This window comes from Roseobacter phycocola, from assembly GCF_042055075.2.
In the GTDB taxonomy this organism is placed as follows: domain Bacteria; phylum Pseudomonadota; class Alphaproteobacteria; order Rhodobacterales; family Rhodobacteraceae; genus Roseobacter.
The window spans coordinates 2,080,226-2,105,556 of record NZ_CP194010.1 but is presented as its reverse complement, the minus strand read 5'-3'; the positions used below and the strand labels follow the sequence as shown (position 1 = coordinate 2,105,556).

Annotated in this window: 26 protein-coding genes; 13 read left to right on the top strand and 13 right to left on the bottom strand. The window is 62.2% G+C overall.

Annotation, left to right across the window (positions count from 1 at the left end):
- Nucleotides 1-2 precede the first annotated feature (2 nt).
- The 3 genes from AB4K19_RS10325 to AB4K19_RS10315 all read right to left on the bottom strand — a co-directional run bounded on the left by AB4K19_RS10325 (nt 3) and on the right by AB4K19_RS10315 (nt 4,734).
- Nucleotides 3-3,089, bottom strand: a complete 3,087-nt coding sequence (locus AB4K19_RS10325; protein ID WP_436397491.1) for a valine--tRNA ligase — start codon at nt 3,087-3,089, stop codon at nt 3-5.
- Nucleotides 3,090-3,259: 170 nt separating this feature from the next.
- A complete protein-coding gene (locus tag AB4K19_RS10320) occupies nt 3,260-3,856 on the bottom strand; it encodes an HD domain-containing protein (RefSeq protein ID WP_375230875.1) in 597 nt (198 codons plus the stop codon).
- Entirely contained in the window at nt 3,856-4,734 is an 879-nt protein-coding gene (locus tag AB4K19_RS10315) for a phytanoyl-CoA dioxygenase family protein (protein ID WP_375228292.1), read from the bottom strand. Before AB4K19_RS10315 ends, AB4K19_RS10320 begins: the two co-directional genes overlap by 1 nt.
- Before the next feature lie 102 nt (nt 4,735-4,836).
- Here AB4K19_RS10315 and AB4K19_RS10310 point away from each other — a divergent pair, with 102 nt between their 5' ends.
- From AB4K19_RS10310 to AB4K19_RS10295, 4 genes are all read left to right on the top strand, one after another.
- Nucleotides 4,837-5,736 (top strand): LysR family transcriptional regulator, encoded by a 900-nt coding sequence (locus tag AB4K19_RS10310; protein WP_375228291.1) that lies wholly within the window; start codon nt 4,837-4,839, stop codon nt 5,734-5,736.
- Nucleotides 5,737-5,796: 60 nt separating this feature from the next.
- Entirely contained in the window at nt 5,797-8,094 is a 2,298-nt protein-coding gene (locus AB4K19_RS10305) for a xanthine dehydrogenase family protein molybdopterin-binding subunit (RefSeq protein WP_375228290.1), read from the top strand.
- Nucleotides 8,072-9,151, top strand: a complete 1,080-nt coding sequence (locus AB4K19_RS10300; RefSeq protein ID WP_436397489.1) for a DUF2235 domain-containing protein — start codon at nt 8,072-8,074, stop codon at nt 9,149-9,151. The genes AB4K19_RS10305 and AB4K19_RS10300 overlap by 23 nt, the downstream gene beginning before the upstream one ends.
- Before the next feature lie 62 nt (nt 9,152-9,213).
- The gene (locus tag AB4K19_RS10295) at nt 9,214-9,585 is read left to right on the top strand and encodes a hypothetical protein (RefSeq protein WP_375228288.1); all 372 of its coding nucleotides are present in this window, start codon (nt 9,214-9,216) and stop codon (nt 9,583-9,585) included.
- Between the two features lie 55 nt (nt 9,586-9,640).
- On the opposite strand, the gene AB4K19_RS10290 is transcribed toward AB4K19_RS10295, so the two are convergent.
- The 3 genes from AB4K19_RS10290 to metF form a co-directional block, all read right to left on the bottom strand.
- Complete coding sequence (locus tag AB4K19_RS10290; protein WP_375228287.1) at nt 9,641-10,393, bottom strand: hypothetical protein; 753 nt, start codon at nt 10,391-10,393, stop codon at nt 9,641-9,643.
- A gap of 117 nt (nt 10,394-10,510) precedes the next feature.
- Nucleotides 10,511-10,993 (bottom strand): PaaI family thioesterase, encoded by a 483-nt coding sequence (locus tag AB4K19_RS10285; RefSeq protein ID WP_375228286.1) that lies wholly within the window; start codon nt 10,991-10,993, stop codon nt 10,511-10,513.
- A gap of 60 nt (nt 10,994-11,053) precedes the next feature.
- Nucleotides 11,054-11,923 carry a methylenetetrahydrofolate reductase [NAD(P)H] gene (gene metF, locus AB4K19_RS10280; protein ID WP_375228285.1) on the bottom strand — a complete coding sequence of 290 codons (870 nt, stop codon included), beginning with the start codon at nt 11,921-11,923 and terminating at the stop codon, nt 11,054-11,056.
- Nucleotides 11,924-12,012: 89 nt separating this feature from the next.
- Between metF and AB4K19_RS10275 the strand changes: the two genes are divergently transcribed.
- Entirely contained in the window at nt 12,013-12,918 is a 906-nt protein-coding gene (locus AB4K19_RS10275; RefSeq protein ID WP_375228284.1) for a LysR family transcriptional regulator, read from the top strand.
- Nucleotides 12,919-12,927: 9 nt separating this feature from the next.
- Here AB4K19_RS10275 and AB4K19_RS10270 read toward each other — a convergent pair whose 3' ends face one another.
- The 4 genes from AB4K19_RS10270 to ccmI form a co-directional block, all read right to left on the bottom strand.
- A complete protein-coding gene (locus AB4K19_RS10270) occupies nt 12,928-14,133 on the bottom strand; it encodes a hypothetical protein (protein WP_375228283.1) in 1,206 nt (401 codons plus the stop codon).
- Nucleotides 14,134-14,328: 195 nt separating this feature from the next.
- Entirely contained in the window at nt 14,329-14,559 is a 231-nt protein-coding gene (locus tag AB4K19_RS10265) for a DUF1289 domain-containing protein (RefSeq protein ID WP_375228282.1), read from the bottom strand.
- Entirely contained in the window at nt 14,556-15,047 is a 492-nt protein-coding gene (gene ruvX / locus AB4K19_RS10260; protein WP_375228281.1) for a Holliday junction resolvase RuvX, read from the bottom strand. Before ruvX ends, AB4K19_RS10265 begins: the two co-directional genes overlap by 4 nt.
- Nucleotides 15,044-16,273, bottom strand: a complete 1,230-nt coding sequence (gene ccmI / locus AB4K19_RS10255; protein WP_375228280.1) for a c-type cytochrome biogenesis protein CcmI — start codon at nt 16,271-16,273, stop codon at nt 15,044-15,046. The genes ruvX and ccmI overlap by 4 nt, the downstream gene beginning before the upstream one ends.
- A gap of 224 nt (nt 16,274-16,497) precedes the next feature.
- On the opposite strand from ccmI, the gene AB4K19_RS10250 reads away from it, so the two are divergent.
- A complete protein-coding gene (locus AB4K19_RS10250) occupies nt 16,498-17,742 on the top strand; it encodes a sarcosine oxidase subunit beta family protein (RefSeq protein ID WP_436397486.1) in 1,245 nt (414 codons plus the stop codon).
- On the opposite strand, the gene AB4K19_RS10245 is transcribed toward AB4K19_RS10250, so the two are convergent.
- Both AB4K19_RS10245 and AB4K19_RS10240 read right to left on the bottom strand, forming a co-directional pair.
- On the bottom strand, nt 17,739-17,951 hold the full coding sequence (locus AB4K19_RS10245) for a hypothetical protein (RefSeq protein ID WP_375228279.1): 213 nt from the start codon (nt 17,949-17,951) through the stop codon (nt 17,739-17,741). The genes AB4K19_RS10250 and AB4K19_RS10245 overlap by 4 nt on opposite strands.
- A gap of 3 nt (nt 17,952-17,954) precedes the next feature.
- Complete coding sequence (locus AB4K19_RS10240; protein ID WP_375228278.1) at nt 17,955-18,149, bottom strand: hypothetical protein; 195 nt, start codon at nt 18,147-18,149, stop codon at nt 17,955-17,957.
- 191 nt (nt 18,150-18,340) lie between these two features.
- Between AB4K19_RS10240 and AB4K19_RS10235 the strand changes: the two genes are divergently transcribed.
- From AB4K19_RS10235 to rarD, 7 genes are all read left to right on the top strand, one after another.
- Nucleotides 18,341-18,544 carry a hypothetical protein gene (locus tag AB4K19_RS10235; protein ID WP_375228277.1) on the top strand — a complete coding sequence of 68 codons (204 nt, stop codon included), beginning with the start codon at nt 18,341-18,343 and terminating at the stop codon, nt 18,542-18,544.
- Between the two features lie 90 nt (nt 18,545-18,634).
- Nucleotides 18,635-18,964: a sarcosine oxidase subunit delta gene (locus AB4K19_RS10230; protein ID WP_375228276.1), complete on the top strand. Its 330-nt coding sequence runs from the start codon at nt 18,635-18,637 to the stop codon at nt 18,962-18,964.
- The gene (locus AB4K19_RS10225; protein WP_375228275.1) at nt 18,961-21,975 is read left to right on the top strand and encodes a sarcosine oxidase subunit alpha family protein; all 3,015 of its coding nucleotides are present in this window, start codon (nt 18,961-18,963) and stop codon (nt 21,973-21,975) included. The genes AB4K19_RS10230 and AB4K19_RS10225 overlap by 4 nt, the downstream gene beginning before the upstream one ends.
- Nucleotides 21,968-22,549 (top strand): sarcosine oxidase subunit gamma, encoded by a 582-nt coding sequence (locus AB4K19_RS10220; protein WP_375228274.1) that lies wholly within the window; start codon nt 21,968-21,970, stop codon nt 22,547-22,549. The genes AB4K19_RS10225 and AB4K19_RS10220 overlap by 8 nt, the downstream gene beginning before the upstream one ends.
- Nucleotides 22,550-22,654: 105 nt before the next feature.
- The gene (locus AB4K19_RS10215; protein ID WP_375228273.1) at nt 22,655-23,068 is read left to right on the top strand and encodes a hypothetical protein; all 414 of its coding nucleotides are present in this window, start codon (nt 22,655-22,657) and stop codon (nt 23,066-23,068) included.
- 99 nt (nt 23,069-23,167) lie between these two features.
- Nucleotides 23,168-23,767 (top strand): superoxide dismutase, encoded by a 600-nt coding sequence (locus AB4K19_RS10210; protein WP_375228272.1) that lies wholly within the window; start codon nt 23,168-23,170, stop codon nt 23,765-23,767.
- A 106-nt stretch (nt 23,768-23,873) separates the two neighbouring features.
- Nucleotides 23,874-24,797 carry an EamA family transporter RarD gene (rarD, locus tag AB4K19_RS10205; protein ID WP_375228271.1) on the top strand — a complete coding sequence of 308 codons (924 nt, stop codon included), beginning with the start codon at nt 23,874-23,876 and terminating at the stop codon, nt 24,795-24,797.
- Here rarD and AB4K19_RS10200 read toward each other — a convergent pair.
- Nucleotides 24,737-25,288, bottom strand: a complete 552-nt coding sequence (locus AB4K19_RS10200; RefSeq protein WP_375228270.1) for a TIGR00730 family Rossman fold protein — start codon at nt 25,286-25,288, stop codon at nt 24,737-24,739. The genes rarD and AB4K19_RS10200 overlap by 61 nt on opposite strands.
- Nucleotides 25,289-25,331: the final 43 nt, after the last annotated feature.

Here is a 25,331-nt window from a genome sequence, read left to right as displayed (position 1 = left end):
GTTTAGCCCAGTTCCGCCAGCCGCGCGAGCGCCTCGTTCAGACGTGCTTCTTCCTCTTCGCGCAGGGCCAGGTTCGCCCTGGTTTCCTCCACGACTTCTGCAGGTGCAGAGGCGGCGAATTTCGGGTTATTGAGGCGCCCGCGCAACCCGCCCAGCTCTTTCGCAAGCTTGCCCAGTGACTTTTCAAGGCGCGCTTTTTCCTCCGAGATATCAATGATCTCCGCGAGAGGCAGACCAAAGGAAGCCCCCTGGACGGCAAGCGATACGGTCCCCTTGGGGAAGCTGTCTGCCGTCGTCAGGTCTTCGACCCGCGCCAGCCGTTTGATCATCGCTTCATTCCGGTCCCATGCTGCCCGGCCCGTGGCGTCGATGTCGGTGACAATCAGCGGAACATAGAGGCCCGCCGGCACGTGCATCTGCGCGCGGGCGGAGCGGATGGCTTCGATCAGGGAGACGACCCAGTTCATTTCGCGGTCGGCGTCCGGATCCACCAGCTCGCCGGCTGTGTAGGCGGGCCAGTCCGCGTGTACAAGCATGCCCTCGCGGGAGCCTGTCGCGGCCCAGAGCTCTTCGGTGATGAAAGGCATGACCGGGTGCAGCAGGATCATGCACTGATCCAGGACCCAGGCCATGGTTTCACGGGTTTCCGCAGCAAATTCAGTGTTTTGATCGTCCTGCAGCAGCGGCTTCGACAGCTCCAGATACCAGTCACAGACCTTGCCCCAGACAAAGGCGTAGGCCGCGTTCGCCGCGTCATTGAACCGGTAATTCTGCAGTGCCGCGTCGATCTCTTCGCGCACTTTTGCCGTCTCACCGATGATCCATTTGTTGACCGCCTGTGTCACGTCGGTTTCGGGTCGGTATGACGTCGGTATTACGTCGGTGCGCGCCGTACGATGGGCAAAGACTTCGTTCATCTCTGCAAAGCGGCATGCATTCCACAGTTTAGTGCCGAAATTGCGGTATCCCTGGATACGAGCGGTGCTGAGTTTCAGGTCACGCCCCATGGCGGCCATGGCGGTGAGCGTAAAGCGCACGGCGTCCGCGCCATATTCGTCGATCATGTCGAGCGGGTCGAGCACATTGCCCAACGACTTCGACATCTTCTTGCCCTTCTCGTCGCGCACGAGGGCGTGCACATAAACGGTGTCGAAGGGCTTCTGTCCGACCACGGCGTATTGCATCATCATCATCCGGGCGACCCAGAAGAAGATGATGTCGAAGCCGGTGATCAGCGTGGAGGTGGGGAAGTATTTCTGTAGTGCGTCGTTCTGCGTATCCTGTTCTGCATCGCCCGTCCAGCCCAGCGTGCCGATGGGCCATAGGCCGGAGGAGAACCAGGTGTCAAGGACGTCGGGGTCGCGCCCTATCGTTACCTCCGCTGGCCCTCCGGTCGGTCCAGAAACATGCGCGAAGCCATCGTTGGTGGCGAATATCTGCACGTCACCACCGTATATAGTTTTTGCCATTTCAATTGCTTCGACCTCGTTGGCCGCGCAAATTTCTATCGGCTTGCCAACGGGGTAAGACTTGGGGTCGGAAGCGAAGTGCTTAACATCTTCTGGTGCGGGGCCGAACCAAACCGGGATCTGATGCCCCCACCAGAGCTGCCGCGAGATACACCAAGGCTCGATGTTCTCCAGCCAGTTGAAATAGACCTTTTTGTCCTGCTCAGGGAAGATCTCTGTCTCACCCGACCGGACCGCGTCAATCGCGGGCTGCACGATCTGTGCTGTGTCCACAAACCACTGGTCTGTGAGCATCGGCTCAATCACGACTTTGGACCTGTCACCAAAGGGTTGCATGATCTTCTTCGACTCGACCAGCGGTACCAGCCGGCTGCTTTCCTGGCCGTCTTCGGGGTCGATGACCGGCTGGACCTGCATGACGGCCAGCCCCTCATCGGTGATCTGCTGGACCACGCGTTTGCGCGCTTCGAAACGGTCCAGCCCGCGCAACTCGTCCGGCACCAGGTTCACGGCATCGGCTTCAGCTTCCGACAGGGTCTGACTTCCCTGCGCCACGGCCATGGCGATGCCGGCGGCCTCGGCATAGGGGCCCCCGTCGGCGCGCATCGCCCCTTTGGTGTCCATCAGGCGGTACATGGGGATGCCGCCGCGCTTTGCGACCTCATAGTCGTTGAAGTCATGCGCGCCGGTGATCTTGACAGCACCCGAGCCGAAATCCGGGTCCGGGTAGTCATCGGTGATGATCGGGATCAGGCGGCGATGCTCTTTCGGACCAACGGGAATTTCACAGAGTTTTCCGATTATTGGCGCGTAACGCTCATCTGACGGATGAACTGCTACCGCGCCGTCGCCCAGCATGGTTTCCGGTCGCGTGGTGGCGATCGAAATGTAGTCGCGGGTCTCGCGCAGGGTGACGTTCCCGTCCTCATCCTTCTCGATGTATTCATAGGTGGCGCCGCCCGCGAGCGGATATTTGAAATGCCACATGTGACCGTCGACTTCGATGTTTTCGACCTCCAGATCAGAGATCGCGGTCTCAAAATGCGGGTCCCAGTTCACCAGCCGCTTGCCGCGGTAAATCAGGCCCTTGTTGTACATATCAACAAAGACCTTGATGACGGCGTCGTGGAAGTTCGGCGCGCCGGTGCCGGCCTCGGGGTCGCCCGGGGCGCCACCCATGGTGAAAGCTTCGCGCGACCAGTCGCAGGAGGCGCCGAGACGTTTGAGCTGGCCAATGATCGTGCCGCGGGATTTTACCTTTTGTTCCCAGACCCTTTCGAGGAACTTCTCACGCCCCATTTCGGTGCGTGACGGTTCCTGATTGGCGGCCATCTCGCGTTCGGTGACCATCTGGGTGGCGATGCCTGCGTGGTCCGTGCCGGGCTGCCAGAGCGTGTCGAAGCCGCGCATGCGGTGCCAGCGGATCAGGATGTCCTGCAGCGTGTTGTTGAAGGCATGGCCCATGTGCAGAGAGCCCGTCACATTGGGCGGCGGGATCATGATGGAAAAGGTCTCGTCGCGCGAGGCATTGGCCCCGGCTTTGAAAGCCCCGGCTTTTTCCCAGGCAGCATAGAGCCGTGCTTCGGCTTCTTTTGCGTCAAATGTCTTGTCGAGCGCCATGACGGTATCCTTTGTCCGCGTTGGGCGTTCATCTAGCCGAAGGCGCGGCGGAGGAAAAGGTCAGCCGGACAGTTTGCGCCGTCTTTTGGTGCTGAGCACCCCCGGCAACGCCGGGCGGCGCAGGGTCGCCCTCGATGGGCGGGCCTGCGCCAGGCCCTTGTCCTGCGGTATCAGCGGGTCACCAGCGGCACGCGCACGCCCGGGCGAATGACCTCCGGGTCATAGGGGGCGCGGTCGAAGACCGCCCGCACCATCGGTGCAAAATGCTCCAGTGGCAGCATGTCATAATCCGGATCAAAACTCGCCTGATCCCAGCGTTCGCAAAACGCCGCACAATCGTCGAAATAGGCATGGCCCTTGTATTTGTCGCGTTTGTGCGGGTCTGCGCCGACGTGGTGCCCGTAGTAGATCATCTGGAAATCACCATGCTTTTCGACCACCCAGGTGCATTGTTCGCGCACAAAGGGCCGCAGGATGGTCGCCGCATATTCGTCGTGGTTATAGGGCGCGTAGATATCGCCGATGTCGTGCAGCAGCGCAGAAACGATCCAGTCCACATCCGCACCGTCCCGTTCCGCCCGGGTGGCCGACTGCAGCGAATGACCAAGGCGCGTGACCTGATAACCCGACAGGCTCGCATCCAGGCTCACCATCGCCTCCAGCAGGCGGTCGGCGGTGCCGCGGGTGTATTCGGTCTCGTGTTCAGTCAGGAAGGCATAATCCTCGGCCGTGCCATCCTTCATCTGTGTAAAGCTGACCCTGTCCATCATGCGTAGAGATCTCCTTTTTTGTCCGCGCCCTTCATCATCGTTGCCGCCTGGGCGCGCCGGATTTCATCGTAGGTGGCAAGCGAGGCGGGCGTAAAGGGGGCCTGAGGGGCATCGAACCTGTCGAAATGGCCGAAGCGGTCCTGGCCGCGGGCGAGCACGGCAAAGTCCCGGTCGCCCACCTGCTGGCTGATGGCGGGGCTGCAGTACCGGATCACGGCAGCGATGCGCCGGTCGTCCGTGGTATTGGGCCCCGAGCCGTGGATCATCAGCCCGTGGTGCAGCGATATCTGCCCGGGGTGTATTTCCACCGGTACTTTGTCGTCCGGGTCCACATCCACCCGCACCTCCTGGCCGCGCGAGAGCAGATTGTCGTCTGAAAACGTGTCCTCATGCGGCAGGATCGGGTTTCTGTGGCTGCCCCGCACGAAATCCATACAGCCGGACGCGGGCGTTGATGGCGAGAGCGCCAGCCAGGCCGTGACCAGCCCGTCAATCTCGCCCAGACCCCAGTATGTCAGGTCCTGGTGCATGGAAACGATATGCCGGGTATGCGGCTCTTTGATGAAGAACTCCACGGAATAGACCATGATGTCCGGCCCGATCACGCCTTCGACCACATCAAGAATGGCAGGATGGTGCCCGATCTGCCAGGCCAGCGGCATCACACAATGCGCGTTGACCCGTTTGTAAGTGCTCAGCGGCAGCGGCAGATCGCTGTCGAGCCAGTCGCGTTCCAGGGTTTCCAGCCCGTCCCGCAGGCCCGCTGCTTCCTCAGCAGACATGACGGGGATGGGAAAGAGATATCCATCCCGGCGGTACCGCGCGGACTGCGCTTCGGTGAGGCGGCCGTTTTCAAGGGGGATCGGGGGTGGCATCGGGTTCCTCCTATATGGTTGCGGTGCACCTTGGCAGCAATGACGCGGAATGCAGCACGGTGCCTCTTGCCTCTGAGGCCAAGTTTAACTTAGCCTTGGGCCATGTCCCGCGTTCCCTCGCTCAACTGGCTGCGTGTTTTCGAAGTGGCGGCCCGCACGGAAAGCTTTGCCCGGGCGGCGGAGGAGCTGAACCTCTCGGCGGCAGCGGTCAGCCAGCAGATCAGAGCGCTGGAGGACCGTCTGGGTGCGCAGCTGTTCGAGCGGGGCGCACATTCGGTGACACTGACCGATCCGGGCCGGTCCTACCTGCCGACGGTACAGCAGTCGCTGGGGCTGCTCGAGGAAGCCACAACCGGTATTTTCGGCAGCGGGGCAGAGCAGCCGGTCTTTGTGCGCTCGGTGCTGCTCTTTGCGCATGGTATTCTGGCGGGTGGGCTGAACAGATTTCACGCCGGGCACCCCCACGTGCGCCTGACGCTGAACACGGGCAATGCAGCTTCGGATTTTGACGCTGGCTACAGCGACCTGCAGATCGTTTTCGGCACGCCCGGGCAGTTCGGGCGGGATTATGACCCGCTGCTGGGCGAGACGCTGCAGCCGGTGGCAACCCCCGCACTGGCGGCGCAGATTGCGAGCCCTGGCGACCTGGGCGCAGCACCACTGATAGAGGTGGCCACGCACCGTTCGGGCTGGCGGCATGTGATGCATGAGCTGGGCCAGCCGCTCGCCCCGCTGAAACTGATCCATGCGGACAGTACTGTGATGGCGGCGGCGATGGCGGCACAGGGCGCAGGCGTCATGCTCGCCCGGGCGCCGGCGAGCGATCTGGTGGTCCGGCAGTCGGGCCTGGTACCCTGTGGCGGGGACATCGCCGTGCCCGGCACGGACCGCTATTTTCTGGTCTGCGCGGACCGCAATGCGATGAGACCGGCGGCAAGGGCTTTTCGCAGCTGGCTTCTTGACTATATGAAGGAGATCGGCGGGACCCGTCCTGCCGGCTGAGTGTCCGCGACACCCTGCTGACACAGCACCACCACCCCGCGCCCCGAAGGAGCCCCCCCCATGGATAAATTTGGCAGATCGCAGCCCGTTGTTCGGGTTGAGGATACACGTTTTCTGACCGGTCAGGGCCGCTATGTCGCGGATATTGCGCCGGAAAATGCGCTGACCGGGTTCGTGTTCCGCGCGCCGGTGGCACATGGCGTGATCACCGGTCTCGACCTCTCAGAGGCGCGTGCTGCGCCCGGGGTGCACCTGGTGCTGAGCGTGGAGGACCTGGAGGCGGCGGGCATGGACATTTCCATGCAGGCCAGCGTTGTGAAAAACCGCAATGGCACGGATGGGGCGAACCCGCTGCGCCCGATCCTGGCAAAGGAACGTATGCGGTTCGTGGGCGAGCCGGTGGCCTTTGTGGTGGCGGAAACGCTGGATCAGGCGCGCGATGCCGCCGAGCTGATTGAACTGGAGTACGATGATCTGGACGCGCATATGGACGTCGGCCCGGGCGATGCGGTGATCCATCCCGAGGCCCCTCAGAACCTGGCGTTTGACTGGGGCATGGGCGATGAGGCCGCGACTGAGGCGGCGTTTGAGGCGGCGGCGCGCACCGTGTCCCTCGATGTGGGCGACAACCGGATCATCTGTAACGCGATGGAGCCGCGCGGGTGCTTTGCGGAATGGGACGGCGCGCGCCTGCATGTGTCGCTGGGCGCACAGGGGGTCTGGGCGCACAAGGCGCAGCTGGCCAAAGCGCTGAAGCTGGACCCGGAAGCGGTGCGCGTGACCATTCCTGATGTGGGCGGTGGCTTTGGCATGAAGGCTTTTGCCTACCCAGAGTATTTCCTGTGCGCGCAGTCCGCGCGCGCGCTGGGCCGGCCGGTGGCCTGGGCGTCTGACCGGACGGAGGCGATGCTGAGTGACAACGGCGGGCGCGATCTGACATCGCTTGCCGAATTTGCATTCGATGAGAACCATAAGATCACGGCGTACCGTGTGCGCACGCGCTGTAACCTCGGGGCCTATAATTCGCAATTCGGCCAGCCCATTCAGACGCAGCTCTTCAGCCGGGTTCTGGCAGGCTGTTACGATGTGCAGACCACCTGGCTGCAGGTGGAGGGGTATTACACCAACACGGTGCAGGTTGATGCCTATCGCGGGGCGGGGCGGCCCGAAGCGATTTACGTGCTGGAGCGGCTGATGGACCGGGCGGCGCGCGAGCTGGGGGTGGACCCGTTCGAGCTGCGCCGGATCAACTTCATCCGTCCGGATCAGTTTCCTTATAAGGCGGCGACCGGCGAAACCTATGACGTGGGAGACTTTGGCCGGGTGCAGGCGCGGGCCGAGGCAGAGGCCGATATTGCGGGTTTTGCGGCACGCCGCGACGCGGATGCTGCGCGCGGTCTGATGCGGGGGATCGGCGTCTGTTACTATATTGAAAGTATTCTGGGCGATCCTTCGGAAGGCGCATGCGTCGAATTCAACGAGGACGGCACCGTGACGATTTATGTCGGCACACAAAGCACAGGTCAGGGCCACGAGACGGTCTATGCGACATTCCTGTCGGATCAGACAGGGATTCCGGCGGACCGGATCAGTGTTGTGCAGGGTGACAGCGACCGGATCGCCCAGGGCGGCGGGACCGGCGGGTCGCGTTCGGTCACTGTGCAGAACAATGCCACGCTGGCCACTGTTTCAGTTATGACAGAGACCTTTACGGCGTTTCTGGCGGACGAAATGGGCGTTCCGGCGTCAGAGATCACCTTTGATGATGAACGGTTCCGGGCCGAGGGGTCGAACCTGACGCCCACGATGCTGGAGGTGGCAGAGATGGCCCGCAGCGCGGGCCGCGATGATCTGCTGCGCCATGAGGCACGTGCAAAGCTGGAGGCCCGCAGCTTTCCCAACGGTTGCCATATTTCAGAGGTAACAGTGGATCCGGAGACCGGAGTGACCGCTGTGGACCGTTATACTGTCGTTGACGATTTTGGCAATCTTATCAATCCGATGCTGGCCATAGGTCAGGTGCATGGCGGGGTTGTTCAGGGGATCGGCCAGGCAATCACAGAGCATGTTGTCTATGATGAAGACGGCCAGTTGCTCACGGCATCGTTCATGGACTACGCCTTGCCGCGCGCCGATGACGTGCCCAATATTTCATTTACGTCTGAACCGGTACCATCGACGGCGAACGTCATGGGGATGAAGGGCTGTGGCGAGGCAGGCACCGTGGGTGCGCTGGCCGCTGTGGCCAATGCGGTGCAGGACGCGCTCTGGGCGCGGGGGGTACGTCAGGCCGACATGCCCTTTACGCCGCACAAAGTATGGGAGCTTCTGAACAGTGAGGGTATCGCTGCGGAATAACGGAGTAGTCGACTGGCTGGGCACGCGTCTATGGCGCCGTCCGGCCAGCGATTTCGGCCCCAGGCGGGGTCCCGTTATTCATGTGGTGATCCTGGATGGCACGCTGTCTTCGCTGGAGCCCGGCTGTGAGACCAATGCGGGCACGGCGTATAAGCTGCTGCGCGAAACGGGGCATCAGGTGTCGCTGTTTTATGAGCCGGGCGTGCAGTGGCGCAGCTGGCGGTCTGCGCTGGATGTGATGATGGGGCGGGGGATCAACCGCCAGATCCGCCGCGCCTATGGCTATCTCGCCTCGCGCTACCGGCCGGGCGACCGGATTTTCCTGCTGGGCTATTCGCGCGGGGCCTACGCGGTGCGCAGCCTTGCGGGCGTGATTGATCTGGTGGGGCTGCTGCGCGCCGAAGAGGCGACCGAGCGCAATATCCGCGAGGTTTACCGGCACTACCAGAATGATCCGTCCAGCGACGCGGCGGGCGTGTTTTCCAGGATGCATTGTCATGATGTGACGGAGATCGAGATGATCGGCGTCTGGGATACGGTCAAATCGCTGGGCATCAATATGCCCTGGCTCTGGCGGCTCTCTGAAAAAAAGCATGCGTTTCATAACCATGAACTGAGCCACAACGTGCGGGCGGGGTATCAGGCGCTGGCGCTGGACGAGACGCGTGTGGCCTATTCACCGGTTCTGTGGACAACGCCCGAAGGGTATCCGGGGCGTGTGGAGCAGCTGTGGTTTCCCGGCACCCATGGTGATGTGGGCGGGCAGCTGGGCGGGTATGAGCCGGCGCGGCCGCTGGCCAATATTCCACTGGTCTGGATGCTGGAGCAGGCGCAGAAACGCGGTCTGCCGCTGCCCGCCGGCTGGTCCCAGCGGTTTGCACGGGACGCGACCGCGCCGATGCTTGGCACCTTCCGGGGGCACGGGCGCTGGCTTGTGTCGCGCCGTCCGCGCCTGTCGCTTCAGGACAGTTCGGAACGGGTGCACGACAGCGTTGCAATACGGCAGGCAGCGCTGCCCAAACCGACCGGGTGGCGGGTGAGCGGCAGGACGGTCTGACGCCGCCCTTTTTCAGCCACCTTCCCATCGTAGCCTGCGCACAGGACAAACAACGGATCGGCATGTCAAAGCTCTTTGGTACAGCAATTTTGATAACAGGACTGGCTGTTCCGGTGCAGGGCGGCCAGCCTATCAGCGAGAGCATGGTTCAGTGCGGCGCGCTTTATGCTGTCGCCGCGGAATGGGTGTCCGAAGGCGAGGCGCAACAGCGCCTCATCCGGATGGCCGGTGTCTGGGAAGACGCGGCCTATACCCGCGCGCACGGCGAAGGGCGTGCGGTCGCTGGGGCCTGGGTCGCGGAGACCTGGCGCGGCAAATGCAATTACTGGGCGGACAAGGGCGCGCTCTACGTTTTTACGCAGGATTTCAGAGACTGGACATCCTATTGCCGGGCACTGGCGCGGCACGAGGGCCTGGACATCGATCCGGGCTGAGATCAGCGGCAGGCGGGCTGGTGCAGCCGGTCGGAAACCGGCGCTGCCAGGGTGCTCAGGGCGCGGCGTTTTCCGCCTGATGCAGGCCGCGCAGATAGGCCCGTGACAGCACAGCGGCCGTAACCGCCAGGGCGAACCCCTGACCGAACCCGAAGAGCAGGAATTCGATCACCAGGCCCATGGCCGTGAAGTCAGACAGGTGGATCCAGTCGTAACTATAGACCCCAACGGTTTTAAGCAGGGCTCCAAGGACGAGTAAAAGAACCCAGATCAGTCCCGGACCCATAAAAAGCCCGAATAATAAGCGGAAAAACGACACCCGTGCGCGCTTCAGCGCCGGGCCAAGACCCGCCTTGTGGTCGATCACCGCGGCGGGAACGGCTGTGCCGAAGAGGGCGAGAAAAATCCAGTAGGGGATCAGAGCTGCCAGAAGTGCCAGCCCGATATGCCCATCCGGGCCAAGGTTCTGACGGGCGGCCAGCGGTTGAATCACCGTGTAGGACCCGAGTATCAGAAAGATCCCCATCAACGAAATACCGGCCATCAAAAGCCAGAATTTCAGTTTTGGCTGCGCAGGGTAATCCGTATCCGGCAGCACCGGATCAACGGGTGATACTGCGCCAGACGGGCTGCCCAGCAATATGGTCCGGTGCAGCATGAACAGAATCAAGGCGGACAGGACAAGTTTTGCGCCTGCCGCACCTCCGCCCAGGCCAAATGTTTCCAGACCGATGTTGAGGGCGGGCACAAGCAGCAGGAACAGCAGGTTTGCGCGGAATGCTGTGGCGGCGAGACGGAGTGTTTGCACGGAAGGAATTTTCCTGATTCAGGTCTTGCTGACCCGGGTACTTTGCCATTTATAATTCAGATTAAAAGCCATAAAAATTGGTAATTTATATCCATTTTTTAAGGTAATACCTGAAGATCAGGAGATTTTCATGATGATGCAGGTTGTCGAACCGGTGGCATAGAGTTTGCCGTCCTCGCGGCCCCGGATTTCGCCGTGTGCCACACCGGTTGAGCGGCCCGCGTGATCGACGGTCGCCACACAGTCCACCACTGTGCCGGGCCGGATGGCGCGGGCGATATTTACCTTGTATTCCAGCGTGGTGTAGACGGACCCTTTGGGCACCATTGTCATCACAGCACAGCCAAGCGCGCTGTCCAGAAGTGCGCCATACCAGCCGCCGTGTACGGCACCGCTGGGGTTCAGTGCGCCGAAGGCAGGGGTGCCGGTGAAAGTGACGCGGCCCTCGGCCACCTCCAGCAGATCAAAACCGAGGGTTTCAGCAATCGGCGCTCCGGCGATTTTGTCGTCCAGAATGCCCTGCATAAACTCCAGACCCGACATGGTGATGATCTTTTCGGGGGGCAGCAGATCGCTGGGTGATTTTGCGGCAAATGTCATGCTGATCTCCGGACTTTGTTCAACCGGAGGCTAGGCAGTCAGCTCACTGTGCTCAAGAGGTTACGCAACGTCGCGGACACCGGTAGCCGCCTGGGTGACGCCGAGCGCGTGACAGATTTCGCGGGTCAGTTCGGGACGGTTCAGTGTGTAGAAATGCAGGTTTTCCACGCCCTCATCCACCAGCTCGGAACACATCTCGGTGCAGACCGCGCGCGCCAGCAGGTCGTGACGGTCATCGCGGATCGCAGTTTCAAAGGCCTGGTCCAGCCAGGCAGGCACGCTGGTGCCACAGCGGGTGGCAAAGGCGCGGGCGTTTTTCCAGTTGGTCACCGGCAGGATGCCGGGCGTGATGGGCGCGTCAATGCCGGCTTTGACGCAGTCATCGCGGAACCGCAGAAAGGTTTCGGCCTCAAAGAAGAACTGGGTGATGGCCTCGGCCGCGCCTGCGTCGATTTTGGCTTTCAGCCAGTTGATACTGTCCTGCTGGCTGCGCGCCTCCGGGTGCTTTTCCGGGTAGGCGCCGACGCGCAGGGTGAACTGCCCGGTTTCCGCAAGCGCACTGATGAGGTCGACCGAGCTGGCAAAACCATCTTCGTGCGGTGTGAAGCCGTCCGATCCCTCGGGGGGGTCCCCGCGCAGAGCCACAAGGTCGGTGACCCCGGCTTTGGCAAAGCGCTGGGCGATGGCCATGGTTTCCGATTTTGTGGCACCGACACAGGTCAGATGTGCAGCCACCGGCAGCCCGGAGGTCTTGCGCAGCGTGAAAGCGGCGTCATGGGTCAGGTCGCGGGTTGATCCGCCCGCGCCATAGGTCACCGAAAAGAAGCGCGGTTCCAGCGGCGCAAGCGCCTGCGCGGTATCCCACAGCCGGAAAGAGGCGTCGATGGATCTTGGCGGGAAGACCTCAAAGGATACGGCGGGTGTTGTCATCGGGGCGAGCTCCTCTTGATTTCGCATCTTGTGCCACATCCGGAATAATGAGACAAACTCATAACTTTCATCTTTAACATGAGTTCGGCATGCATATTGAGTTCCGCCATCTGCGCACCATTCAGGCCATTCACCGGGCAGGCGGGCTGGCACGGGCGGCGGATCTGCTGCACATCACCCAGTCGGCGCTGAGCCATCAGATCAAGGGTCTGGAGGACCAGGCGGGGGTCGAGCTGTTTGTGCGGCGGTCCAAGCCGCTTAAGCTGTCTCCGGCCGGGTTGCGGCTGCTGAAGCTGGCCGAACAGGTGCTGCCGCAGATTGAGGCGCTGCAGGAGGAGTTCAGCGGGTTGCGCGCGGGCAGCACGGGCCGGATGCATATCGCGATTGAGTGTCACGCCTGTTTTGAGTGGCTGTTCCCGGTGCTGGAGCAGTTCCGCAAAAGCTGGGGCGATGTGGATGTGGACATCCGGCCGGGCCTGGCCTTTGACGCGCTGCCTGCGCTGCTGAAAGAAGAAGTGGATCTGGTGGTATCGTCTGATCCGGAAGACCTGCCGGGCGTTGAATTTGTGGAACTCTTTGATTACGCGCCGGTTTTTGTGGCCTCCAGCGCGCATCCGCTGGCGCAGAAGCCTTTTGTCGAGGCGGTGGATTTCCGCGGCGAGACGCTGATTACCTATCCGGTGGAGCGGTCGCGTCTGGATGTATTCAGCCAGTTGCTGATCCCGGCCAAAGTGGAGCCCGCGGGCATCCGCCAGGTAGAGCTGACGGCGGTGATCCTGCTTCTGGTGGCCTCGAACCGGGGTGTTTCCGTGCTGCCGGACTGGGTGGTGCGCGAGGTCAAGTATTCCTCTGATTATGTCACCCGCCCGCTGACGAAGGCGGGGATTACGCGCAGGCTCTATGCGGCAGTGCGCACCGATGATCTGGAGAAACCGTTCATGCAGAGCCTGCTGAAGCTGGCAGGTGAGGAAGCGCGGAAACTGCAGGCGCAGTAGCGCCGCCAGTCAGCTTTCTTCGGGCAGGTTGGTGTCGTCAAGAAGTTCTGCCTGGTCCAGCGGTTCCCCGGTTTCCGTATCGCTGGCGTCATCCGGCTTGGACAGTGCCTCTTCAACTTCTTCCGGGGTCGGGTTGGAAGCGCGCACGGCATCAAGGACCTGTTCTTCGGGGCTGATGTAGCCTTCGTCGCCTTCAGAAAGGCCCGGATCGTGCGCGTCAAGCGACCCTTTGTACTCGGACAAGAGAGCGTCCTCAGCTTCCCTTACTGCGCTGCTGGCCTCACCGACTGCGTCGAGCGTCGCCACAGCGGAGGCAACCGCCGCATCATCGGGCCGCGTTGCGACTGTTCCGTCGTCGCTGGTGACAACTTCCTGCGCTGCCGCGACCTGATCAGCGGTTATTTCGGGGTAGTCGTTGATTGCCGCAATTTCCTCATCGGTGATATCTGCGCCCAGAACATCGAGCGCTGCGGTGATTTCTTCCTCGGTTGCATCGGGGTCCGACAGAGTCGCAACTGCCTGCCGCTCCTCTGCGGTGGGCTGACCGGCTGCCACATCAAGCACTTCAAAAGCCGCTGCGAGCGCCAGCGTTTCAGTCGCCGCTTCAAAGTCGACGGACAGTTCCGCCAGGCCGGCATCTGCCGCTGCAAGGGCTGCTGCAAGGCCTACGGGACCGTTGAAGTTGCCATTCCGCAGATGCGCCAGTTTGGCGTTCGGGCTGGAATTGATCGCGCCGTTCAGTTTGCCAAGATTGCTGGGGTGCAGCGTGCCTTTGACCGGGCGTGTCGCCGGGCGCAGGCTGGCTTTTACTTCCGGCGCGCTGCGTGTCGGTTTTGAGGCCTGCCGAACCTGTTTCGTTTCGGTGCGGCTGTTTTTGCTTTTGCCAAAGATGCCATTTAGCGTGTCGCGGAAAGATCCCGCTTTCGCTTTGCTCCTGCCATTGGCAGACTTGTCCTTGCTGCGGCCCAGCCCTTTTGCCTTGCCGTCCGACCCGCCTTTGCCGGCGCTTTTGCCGTTGTCGCCGCCGTTGCCGCCACCATTTCCACCGCCGTTTCCGCCACCATTGCCGCCGCCGTTTCCACCACTATTGCCGCCGCCGTTTCCGCCACCGTTTTTGGCATAGGCGTAGTCTGCGGTGATCACTGTGACTGCCGGGGCGACGAAAAATGCGCTGATTGCGAGCGCTGACACACCGATTTTAAGGAAATTAAGCATGGGGCACTCCGTCGTTGTCCGCGCGTATATTCTCTTATGTCTGCACCGCGTTAGACCAGAATTATGTCAATATCTGGCCGTTCAGGCCAGATATTGCCTGTTTTGGCGCGCCGCAGACGCCTGCGTCGGGCGCGCCATGCCGTTGCGGGTATCATGGCAGAATCGGATGTTTCGGACGGGAATGCCCGCGTCAGGTCAGCGCGCCAGGCGCGCCGCGCGTCCGCCGCGGCGTTTCGTCAGCAGGCCTGCGCGGGAGGGCAGGTCGTCCACAACAGCGCGGCGTTCGTCGGGCGACATCCGCGACCACTGCGTGATTTCGTCGATCGAGCGAAGACAGCCGGTGCACAGCCTGGCCTCAGGGTGCACAACGCAGATCTTCACGCAGGGGCTCGGCACCTCGTCACGCTGCCAGATGTCGTCTGTCATGAGCTTCCTTCCTGAGTGCGCAGGACGCGGATCCGGTCCAGCGCTCCCTGCAGGATATACCCGGCGGCCACGTGGTCGATGACTTCGGCGCGACGTTTTCGGGACGTATCCGCCTCCAGCAGCGCGCGTTCGGCGGCCACGGTCGACAGACGTTCGTCCCAGAAAGTAACGGGCAGATCAAATCCGTCGAGCCGGTCGAGGTTGCGGGCAAAGGCGCGGGTCGACTGGCAGCGCGGCCCTTCAGAGCCGTCCATGTTGCGTGGCAGGCCCAGGACGATGCCGCCGATGGTGCGGGCGGCGAGAATTTTCATCAGGGCTGCTGCATCGGCCGAGAACTTTTTGCGCCGGATCGTCTGCAGCGGGGTGGCCACTGACCCGAGGGTATCCGAGACCGCCACACCGATGGTTGCTGTGCCGAGATCAAGACCTGCCAGGCTGCGCATCGGGGGCAGGGCCGCCAGAAATTCTTCGGGAGTCTCAAAGATCATTCGGCAACCTGAGCCCGCTGGCCCGCCCGCAGCAGCAGGTCAAGCGCACGGGTGTCATCGCCGAAAACCTGCACGGCATTGTCATAGACCGCACGCGCCTGTGCTGTCTGTCCCAGTACGCCGAGGGCGGTGATCAGCTGGGCCCAGTCCTCGACCGGGCCGCCTTCGGTGGCGAGCCGGTCCGAGAGGCCCGAAACCATATTGCCGATCATTTCCATGCGCTCCGCCGGGCTCAGATCGCCAGCCGCCTCAATGTCCGCTGCGGTGGGGCCACGCCCACCCCCGATTTCGGGGATCTGGTAGTTGACGCCGGCGCGAAAGGCCATGTCTTCGATCTGCGCCAGCACCGGTTCGATCCAGGGCGCATCGGGCGGCCCCTCGCGCAGCAGGCCGTCCCAGATGCGGAAAGCTGTATCGGGGCGCCCGGTCTGGGCCATCATGAGGCCGAAGTAATAGCGCGCAGTACCATTGGCCGGGTCCATGCTGAGCGCGGTGTTCAGCGCGTTTTCTGCCTCGGGCGAGACGTAGCCGCCTGCTGCCAGCACCAGCATATCCGCATAATCGGTGAAATCGACCACCGAGGCTTCCGGGCCACGGATACGGATCACGCCGGCCAGCGCCTCCGCGGCGGCGGGGAAATTGTTGAGGTTGGCCTCGTTGCGGGCCAGCAGGATATGGCCCTGCAGATCGTCGGGGCGCTGTGCTACGGTCTCCCGCAGCTGTTCCACAAGGGCGATGTAATCGGGGCTGGCGTTCGCAGGGGTCTGGACGGTGGGCAGGCTGGCTTCGGCGGCGGCCTGCGAGGGGCGGTCCGCGCGGCGCTCTTCGGCCATTGCAATACGGTCCTGCAGGCTCAGATCGCCGTACCCCGGTGCGCCAAGCTGGGTGTAAAGTCCGATGCTGCCGCCGATGAGCACGAGGGCCAGCAGGGCAGAGACGATGGCAGGAGCGCCTTTGTGATCATCCTCGCCGGCTTCTTCGGCGCGCAGGGCGGCGTCGGCGGCCAGAATACGGCGGGAGATTTCCGCACGCACGCGTTCCGCATCCGCAGCACTCACCACGCCCCGTGCGAGATCCTTTTCCACCTCGCGCAGCTGATCACGGTAGACACGCAGATCGTAGGCTGCCGCAGGTTCTGCGCCGCCCGCCCGGGGCGCACGCATCGCCAGTGCAATGAGCACTGAAATGATGACCGCGAGGCCTGCTGTGACGATCCAGAAAGTCATTGTGTTTCCTCAGACTGTGGCCTGACATGTAGCGGCTGTGCGGCCGGGTAAAAAGAGGCAAAAGGCCACGGCCCCGTCACAGCTCTGTGCAATTGCGCCGCGTGTCGCAAACATGTCAGGATGTGACGCGCTGAGTATCCTCTTTTCCACGGGGAAAGGCAGAAGAGAGTGAACCTTGGCGCCGGTGCGATTCCGGCGCACAGCCATGTTCGGGGACCGGTGCCATGAAACGCTATTCTGTCTTTGCTGTTGCCCGCGAGGCCGCACGTTACCACACGGGCTGGGAACGCGCCTGGCGCAAAGCTGAGCCGAAGAAGAAATACGATGTGATCATCATCGGGGGCGGGGGGCACGGCCTGGCCACGGCGTATCATCTGGGCAAACGGTTCGGCATCAAAAACGTGGCCATTCTGGAAAAGGGCTGGCTGGGGGGTGGCAACACCGGCCGGAACACCACGATCATCCGGTCGAATTATCTGCAGGACCCGTCGGCGGCGCTTTATGAAAAGTCGCGGTCTCTCTACGAGACGATGAGCCAGGATCTGAATTACAACGTCATGTTCAGCCCGCGTGGGGTGATCATGCTGGCGCAGACGCATCATGAGGTGCGGGGGTACCAGCGCACGGCCCACGCCAATGCGTTGCAGGGGGTCACCACCGAGTGGATTACACCCACGCGCGTCAAAGAATTGGTGCCGATCATGAATATTGCCGGGCCTCGGTACCCGGTGCTGGGCGGGCTGTGGCAGGCGCGCGGCGGCACGGCGCGGCATGACGCGGTTGCCTGGGGCTATGCGCGGGCGTGCTCGGACATGGGCATGGATGTGATCCAGCAGTGCGAGGTCACGGCCATCCGTCGCGAGGGTGGCCGCGTCGTGGGTGTGGACACCAACAGAGGCGCGATTGACTGCGACAAGCTGGGCATCGTGGTGGCGGGCAATTCCGGTCACGTGGCGGGTCTCGCCGGGTTCCGGCTGCCGATTGAATCCGTGGCCCTGCAGGCGCTGGTTTCTGAGCCGATCAAGCCCTGCATGAATGTAGTGGTAATGGCCAATACGGTGCACGGGTATCTGTCGCAGTCCGACAAAGGCGAGATGGTGATCGGAGGCGGCACCGACGGGTACAACAATTACACCCAGCGCGGGTCGTTCCATCACATCGAGGAAACTGTGCGCGCGCTGATCGAGACTTTCCCGATGCTGAGCCGTCTGAAGATGCTGCGCCAGTGGGGTGGTATTGTGGATGTCACTGGGGACCGGTCGCCCATTCTGTCGAAAACACCGGTGGAGAATGTCTTTATCAACTGTGGCTGGGGCACCGGCGGGTTCAAAGCGACGCCGGGGTCAGGCTGGGCGATGGCCGAGCTGATTGCCAAAGGACACGGGCCGCTGACGGATGAATTCGGGCTGGACCGTTTCCGCGAGGGCCGGTTTATCGACGAATCTGTGGCCGCCGGGGTTGCGCACTAATGGACGTCACCTTCTCCACTGTGACCACCGAAGCTGTGGCGGTTGATCAGGGCGTCCTCGGTCCGGATGCGCTCGCGGTCAGCGTCGGTCTGCGGTCCGGTCGCATTCAGGTCGTGCGCCAGCAGCGTGCGCTTTTTCCTGCGCTCCCAAATCGCGAGACCCACGCCTGTCACAAACAGAGCCGCAGAACCCCACAGAAGCCAGGTCACCGCTCAGTCTTTCCGGTCATGGGTGCGCGCGCCTTCGCCTGCGGCGGATCCGAAGGCAATCAGATTGCTCACGTCAACCTCGCGCCCGCCGCGCGCGGCTTTGCGGGCGGCGATGCCACGGCGTTCCAGCACCAGCATAATGAGCGCAATGGCTGCGAAACCGCCAAAGACCAGAACGGCCATCATTTCCTTGCTCATCACGATTCTCCTCTGTGCGACGCTGCCCCGACTATAACCGAAGAGCGCTCTGGCACCAAACCGGCAACAGACAGCCGACACGGCAGGGCCGATCCGGCCAGCTGCTGCCCAAAACAACCGGGGATTTCCGCCTGGATTGCGCGGACCCGCGCACCGGTCACACTGGCCTCCCGTAACAAGGAGACAGAGCAATGGCTGACTACACAACACACAGTGACGGCATCAGCGGCAAAGGCATCCTCATCACGCTGGGTGTCATCGGCGCCTTCGTGGTGCTGCTTGCGGCTCTCGGCACAGGCACCGTGCCGGTGGACCCTGAAGCGACCGATGGCACGGCCATCATCGAAGGCGCCCCGGTTGCCCCGGAAGCTGCAGCGCCCGCTGTCGTCGAATAACACAACCCCCTTTAAGCTGACCGCCGGTGGCGGGCGTCTGACGGCGCCCGCCTTTTCCGCGTGCAGCACCCCGTTCACCGGAGGCACACCATGCTGATCCTGACCTGTCCTGTCTGCGGCGTGACTGCCGAAGAAACTGAATTCCATGGTGGCGGCGAGGCGCATCTGAAACGGCATGGTCCTGGCAGCGCCGACGAGCAGTTCGAGGAATACCTGTTCATGCGGGAAAACCCGCGTGGTGTGCATTTTGAACGCTGGCGGCATGTCTATGGCTGCGGCAAGTGGTTTCATGCAGCCCGCTGCACGACCACGCTGGAGGTCTTTGGCACCTATCCGGCCCAGACGCTGGAGCCGCCTGCGGAGCTCTGCAAAACCATTTCAAAGAAACGGCCCGGCTGGTCCTGGAGGGAGTTCTCATGAGCGCACGTCTGACGTCGGGCGGCCGGTTCCTCAATCGGGGCCGTCCTGTGACTTTCTCGTTCAACGGCCGCCAGCTGAGCGGGTTTGAGGGCGACACGCTGGCCTCTGCGCTGCTGGCCAATGACCAGATGCTGGTCGGACGGTCGTTCAAGTACCACCGCCCGCGCGGCATCGTGGCCTCCGGTGCTGAAGAGCCCAACGGGCTGGTGAATATGGGCGACGGCAGCCGTTTTGAACCCAACCAGCGGGTCACGACCACCGAGCTGTTCGACGGGCTGGAAGCACGCAGCCAGAACCACTGGCCGAGCCTTGAGTTCGATGTGGGCGCGATCAATACGAAGCTGGCGCGTTTTCTGCCCGCCGGGTTCTATTACAAGATGTTCATTCATCCGCGGCCCCTGTGGAAACACGTATACGAGCCGTTTATCCGCCAGTCCGCCGGTCTGGGTCAGGCACCGAAAGAGGCCGACGCGGACACATACGAGCACTTTTATGCCTTCTGCGATGTGCTGGTTGTGGGGGGCGGTGTTGCCGGTCTGCAGGCCGCGCTGATGGCGGCGAAATCCGGTGCGCGTGTGATCCTGATGGAGCAGACGGCGCATTGGGGCGGACGGGCCCCGGTGGATGGCGGCACGGTCAACGGCCGGCCTGTGGATGAATTTGTGGAGCAAATCGTTTCCGAACTCGAAACAATGCCCAATGTGACGCTGCGGACCCGCATGATGGGTGCCGGTGTTTACGACCACGGATATGTGCTGGGCTACGAACAGCTGCGGGACAATGCGCCCGAAACACCCGGTCCCCGTCACCGCCTGTGGCGCATCCGGGCGGCGCAGATTGTGACCGCAACCGGGGCAATCGAGCGCCCGTTGTCCTTTGCCGGAAATGATATTCCGGGCGTCATGCTGGCCTCGGCTGTGCGCGATTATGCGGTGAATTTCGGCGTCTCGGCAGGGGACCGCACGGTTGTCGTGACCAACAACGATGACGCCTATCTGACGGCATTTGCCCTGAATCATGCGGGCCGGACGGTCTCTGCGATCCTTGATGCGCGCTCGCCGGACCTCGACAGCCCGGCGATGCAGCAGGCCCGCGCTCTGGGCATCCGGGTGCTGACCGGTCACGGCATTGCGGCGGTCAAAGGCGGCAAGCGTGTCACTGGCGTGGAGGTCTGCCGCCAGGAAGGTGCAGGCGCTGTCACAGAAGAGATCGCCTGCGATGCGGTGGCGATGTCGGGGGGCTGGTCACCGGTTGTGCACCTGTGGTCGCACTGTGGTGGCAAACTGCGCTGGGACACGGATCAGGCGATGTTCCGCCCGGATGTGGATAAAGCGCCGACGGGGGCCGATGGCAGGCCGTTTGTGACCGCCGCTGGCAGCGCTAACGGGCTGATGAGACTGGACGAAACCGTTTCGGACGCGGATGCCGCCGGTAAAGCTGCGGCGAAAGCTGCGGGCTTCACCCCGCGCCGGACAAAAGCACCGGTGGGTGAGGCCGCAGAAGAAGCCCCGATGGATCCAGTCTGGCTGATGCCCGCGCAGGCCGATTATCACCACCGGGCCAAAGCGTGGCTGGATTATCAGAACGATGTCAAAGTCAGCGATGTGCAGCTCGCAGCACAGGAGGGGTTTGAAAGCGTCGAGCATACCAAACGGTACACGACGCTCGGGATGGCCACGGATCAGGGCAAGCTGAGCAACATCAACGGACTGGCGACGCTTGCCGGGGCGCTGGGGTCTGAGATCCCGGCGGTGGGGACCACCACGTTCCGACCGCCCTATACGCCGATCTCTCTGGCCGCGATTGCAGGTGATGCGCGCGGTGAGGTGTTCCAGCCCATCCGCCGCACACCGATGCACGACTGGCACGATGCCAATGGCGCGCACTGGGAGCCGGTGGGTCAGTGGCGCAGGCCCTATGCGTTCCTGCGGGACGGCGAGACCGTGTCGCAGGCTGTGAACCGCGAGGTGCTGAACACACGGCGCAACCTTGGCCTGCTGGACGCCTCGACGCTGGGCAAGATCATCGTCAAAGGGCCAGACGCGGGCAAATTCATGGACATGATGTACACCAACATGATGTCGACGCTGAAGCCGGGCAAATGCCGGTATGGCCTGATGTGTTCGGAAAACGGTTTCCTGATCGACGATGGTGTCGTCGCCCGTATCGACGAGGATACGTTCCTGTGCCACACGACCACGGGCGGGGCCGAGAGCATCCACCAGCATATGGAAGAATGGCTGCAGACCGAGTGGTGGGACTGGAACGTCTGGGTGGCCAATGTCACCGAACAATGTGCGCAGGTTGCTGTTGTCGGTCCCAATGCGCGCAAGGTGTTGGAAAAGCTGGGCGGCATGGATGTGTCGCGTGACGCGCTGGGCTTTATGGAATGGGCAGACGGGCAGATCGGCGGCTTTGACGCGCGGGTTTACCGGATCTCTTTTTCGGGCGAGCTGAGCTATGAGATCGCGGTCCGCGCGGGTCAGGGGCAGGCGTTCTGGGATGCGCTGATGGAGGCAGGGGCCGAGTTCGGCGCGATGCCTTATGGCACAGAATGTCTGCATATTCTGCGGGCTGAAAAGGGCTTTATCATGATCGGTGACGAGACCGACGGCACGGTCATTCCGCAGGATCTGGGTCTGAACTGGGCCATCTCGAAGAAGAAAGAGGACTTCCTCGGCAAACGCGCGCAGGAACGCAGCCACATGACGGATCCGAAGCGCTGGAAACTCGTTGGCCTGGAGACGCTGTCGGGCGGTGTGTTGCCGGATGGGGCCTATGCCACCGGCACCGGGGTCAATGCCAACGGTCAGCGCAACGTGATCGGGCGGGTGACCTCGACTTATCATTCGGCAACGCTGGGGCGGGGTATCGCCATGGGACTGGTGCAGGACGGCCCGGACCGGATGGGTGAGGTCATCGAGTTCCCCGGCACAGAGGGGGCGACGTTCAAAGCCCGTATTGTCGATCCGGTTTTCTATGACGCCGAGGGGGAAAAGCAGAATGTCTGATCCGGTAACAGCACTGGGTGGCGCAGAGGCGCAGGTCGGGATCGCGCAGGTAACCGAGGCCGCCCTGCAGGGGATGGTCACGCTGCGCGGGGACCTTTCCGTAGCGGGGGTGAAAAAGGCGGTGAAGGCCGTGAGCGGCATGGCAGTGCCTGATGCGGGCCGGATTGCCGCAAAGGACGATTTCACGCTGTGCTGGATGTCGCCTGACGAGCTGCTGATCCTCTGCAGCTACGGCGCGGCAGAGGCAACCGTCAGCGCGCTGACGGAAGCTGCGGGCAAGGCACATATGCTGGCGGTGAACGTGTCGGACGCGCGTGCGTCATTCGCGGTGCGTGGCCCGCATGCGCGCGATGTGATGGCCAAGCTGTGCCCGGTGGATCTGGCGGCAGACCGGTTCGGTCCGGGCATGTTCCGGCGCACGCGTCTGGCGCAGGTTGCCGCGGCAGTCTGGATGCCCGATGACGACAGTTTCCGCCTGATCTGTTTCCGCAGTCAGGCCCGGTATGTCTGGGATCTGCTTAACGTTGCGGCGCAGGAGGGCTCCGAGGTTAACCATTTTTTAACCAAAGGTTGAGCTTTCCCGTTCCGGGTGAAATGGTGCAGATGATGCAGCGAAAACAACAGGTAAGCCTGTGACGTGATCCGCTGCTCAGTGCGACAGTTCAACCTGGGATACATAATGAAAAGTACGCTTCTGGCGATTTTGGTCGCCTGTTCCACTTCGCTGCCAGCTCTGGCGAGCGGTTATATTTACGATTGCGATATTCCGTCAAAACGCGACAGGCCGGGCTGGATTCCTGAAAAGATCAACGTGGTCGTGCAGGACAACGGGTCGGTCATCGTCGTTGATCCGGTCATCCTCACTTTCCACGAAAAACCGATGCCCGCGCGGGTGCAGCGGAATGATGACCGCCGGCTGAGCATTTACTGGCGCCTCGACAATACGGTGAGCGCCAGCAACGAGGTGGCGACGACGTTCAGCTATACGGCAAAGATCAACAAACAGAAGAACACGATCACTGTGAATGCGACCCCTGAGGGCTATTCAAACCGGTTCCACGGCCGCGGAAAGTGTACGATCCGCACCGAATAATCGCCAATTGCGTGTGTTTTGGGCAAAAGGGGCTTGAAGTCTTAACGCTGTGCACTTCATGTCCCACTATACCCATCGAATAACCAATAGGGGGCCCAAATGGCTTTTGAACTTCCTGATCTTCCTTACGCACACGACGCGCTCGCGTCCAAGGGCATGTCGGCAGAAACGCTGGAATACCACCACGACCTGCACCACAACGCCTATGTGACCAACGGTAACAAGGCGATCGAAGGCACCGAATGGGCCGGTAAATCGATGGAAGAGATCATCGTGGGCACCTATGACGCCAACGCCGTCGCCCAGAACGGTATCTTTAACAACATCAGCCAGCTCTGGAACCACAACCAGTTCTGGGAAATGATGGGGCCGGGCGAGAGCGCGATGCCGGGCGAGCTGGAAAAAGCGATCACTGAGAGCTTTGGCTCAGTCGACGAATTCAAATCACAGTTTTCCGCGGCGGGTGCGGGCCAGTTCGGCTCCGGCTGGTGCTGGCTGGTGAAAAACGCGGACGGATCGCTGGCCGTGACCAAAACCGAAAACGGTGTGAACCCGCTGTGCTTCGGTCAGACGGCACTGCTGGGCTGCGATGTGTGGGAGCATTCCTACTACATCGACTTCCGCAACAAACGTCCGGCCTACCTGACCAACTTCCTCGACAATCTGGTGAACTGGGAAAACGTGGCCTCGCGCCTCTGATCCCGCCACTGTGTCAGACAGAAAGGCCCCGTGCTGAGCGCGGGGCCTTTTTTCTTGTGCCGCTCCGGCAAGAGGCGCATGTACGGCAGCAGGAAAGGGTGTGGCCGTGAAGACCAGCGACACAGTAATGGGCGTGACCGCAATTGGCGGGGCCGCGGTGATCTGGGGTTTTTCCCCGGTGTTCTACAATGCGCTCTCTCACGTCCCGCCGCTTGATGTTCTGGCACACCGCCTGATCTGGTCGCTTGTCCTTTTTGGTTTTGTGCTTGTTGTGCAGGGCCGTCTGCGGGCGGTCCGGGACGCAATGGGAACGGGCCGGACTTTTGGTCTGATGCTGCTGGCTTCGGTGCTGGTCGCGGTCAACTGGGCCATATTCATCTGGGCCGTGCAGGTGGGCCAGACGACGCAGTCCTCGCTGGGCTACTACATCTATCCGCTTGTCGCGATCCTGCTGGGGCGGGTGCTGTTTGCAGAACGGTTGACCACAGCGCAATGGGTGGCCGTTGCCCTGGTGACAGGCGCGGTTCTGGTGCTGGTTCTCGGACTCGGGTCGGTGCCAACAACGGCGCTGGCCCTGGCAATCAGTTTCAGCCTTTACGGGGTGGTCAAAAAATACATCTCCGCCGGTCCGGTTGTGTCGGTCACGGCCGAGGTGATGCTGATGTCGCCTCTTGCTTTTGCGCTGCTGTGGCATTCCTGGCACAGCGGGGGCGCGGTCTTCGGCGGGGACGCGACATCGGCGGTGCTGCTGATCCTGTCCGGTCCGGTCACGGCGGTGCCGCTCATTCTGTTCTCTTACGGCTCCAAACGTCTCGCCATGTCGACGGTTGGTCTGCTGCTCTATCTGAATCCGACGCTGCAGTTTTCAGTCGCCGTTTTCCTCTTTGGCGAACTCTTTACCGGCTGGCACATGGCGGCCTTCGCGCTCATCTGGACAGCACTGGCGATATACTCGGTGTCCGGTCTGCGTCAGGACAGGGCCGCGCGCAGAGCGTCGCGGGCGGCACCCGTGTCGGGCACGGCGGTGTAGTAGCCATGCAGGCTGTCGCCGGCAAAGCCGCGGTCGGTCACATGCTGCAGAAGTGCCAGGAGCGGATCCCAGTAGCCATTTGTATTCACGAGAAAAACGGGCTTTTCATGCAGCCCCAGCTGGCGCCAAGTCAGAACCTCGAACAGCTCGTCCAGCGATCCCGCGCCGCCCGGCAGAACCACAACGGCGTCGCAGTTCATGAACATGACTTTCTTGCGTTCGTGCATGGTTTCGGTGACGACGTATGACGTCAGGTCCGTCTTTCCGACCTCCCAGTTGACTAGGTGCTGGGGGATCACACCAAAGGTTTCGGCCCCTGCGGTCTGGGCCGCGCGGGCAACAGCGCCCATCAGGCCGACATCCCCTGCGCCGTAGACAAGCCGCCAGCCTTCGGAGGCGATCGCCGTTCCCATGGCTGTGGCCTCCTCCATAAAGGCCGGGTCGTCGCCGGTGCGTGAGCCACAATAAACACAGATGGATGCGGTACGCATGGGGAGCCTTTCCGGACGTGATGTCCTGAAATTGAACGACGGG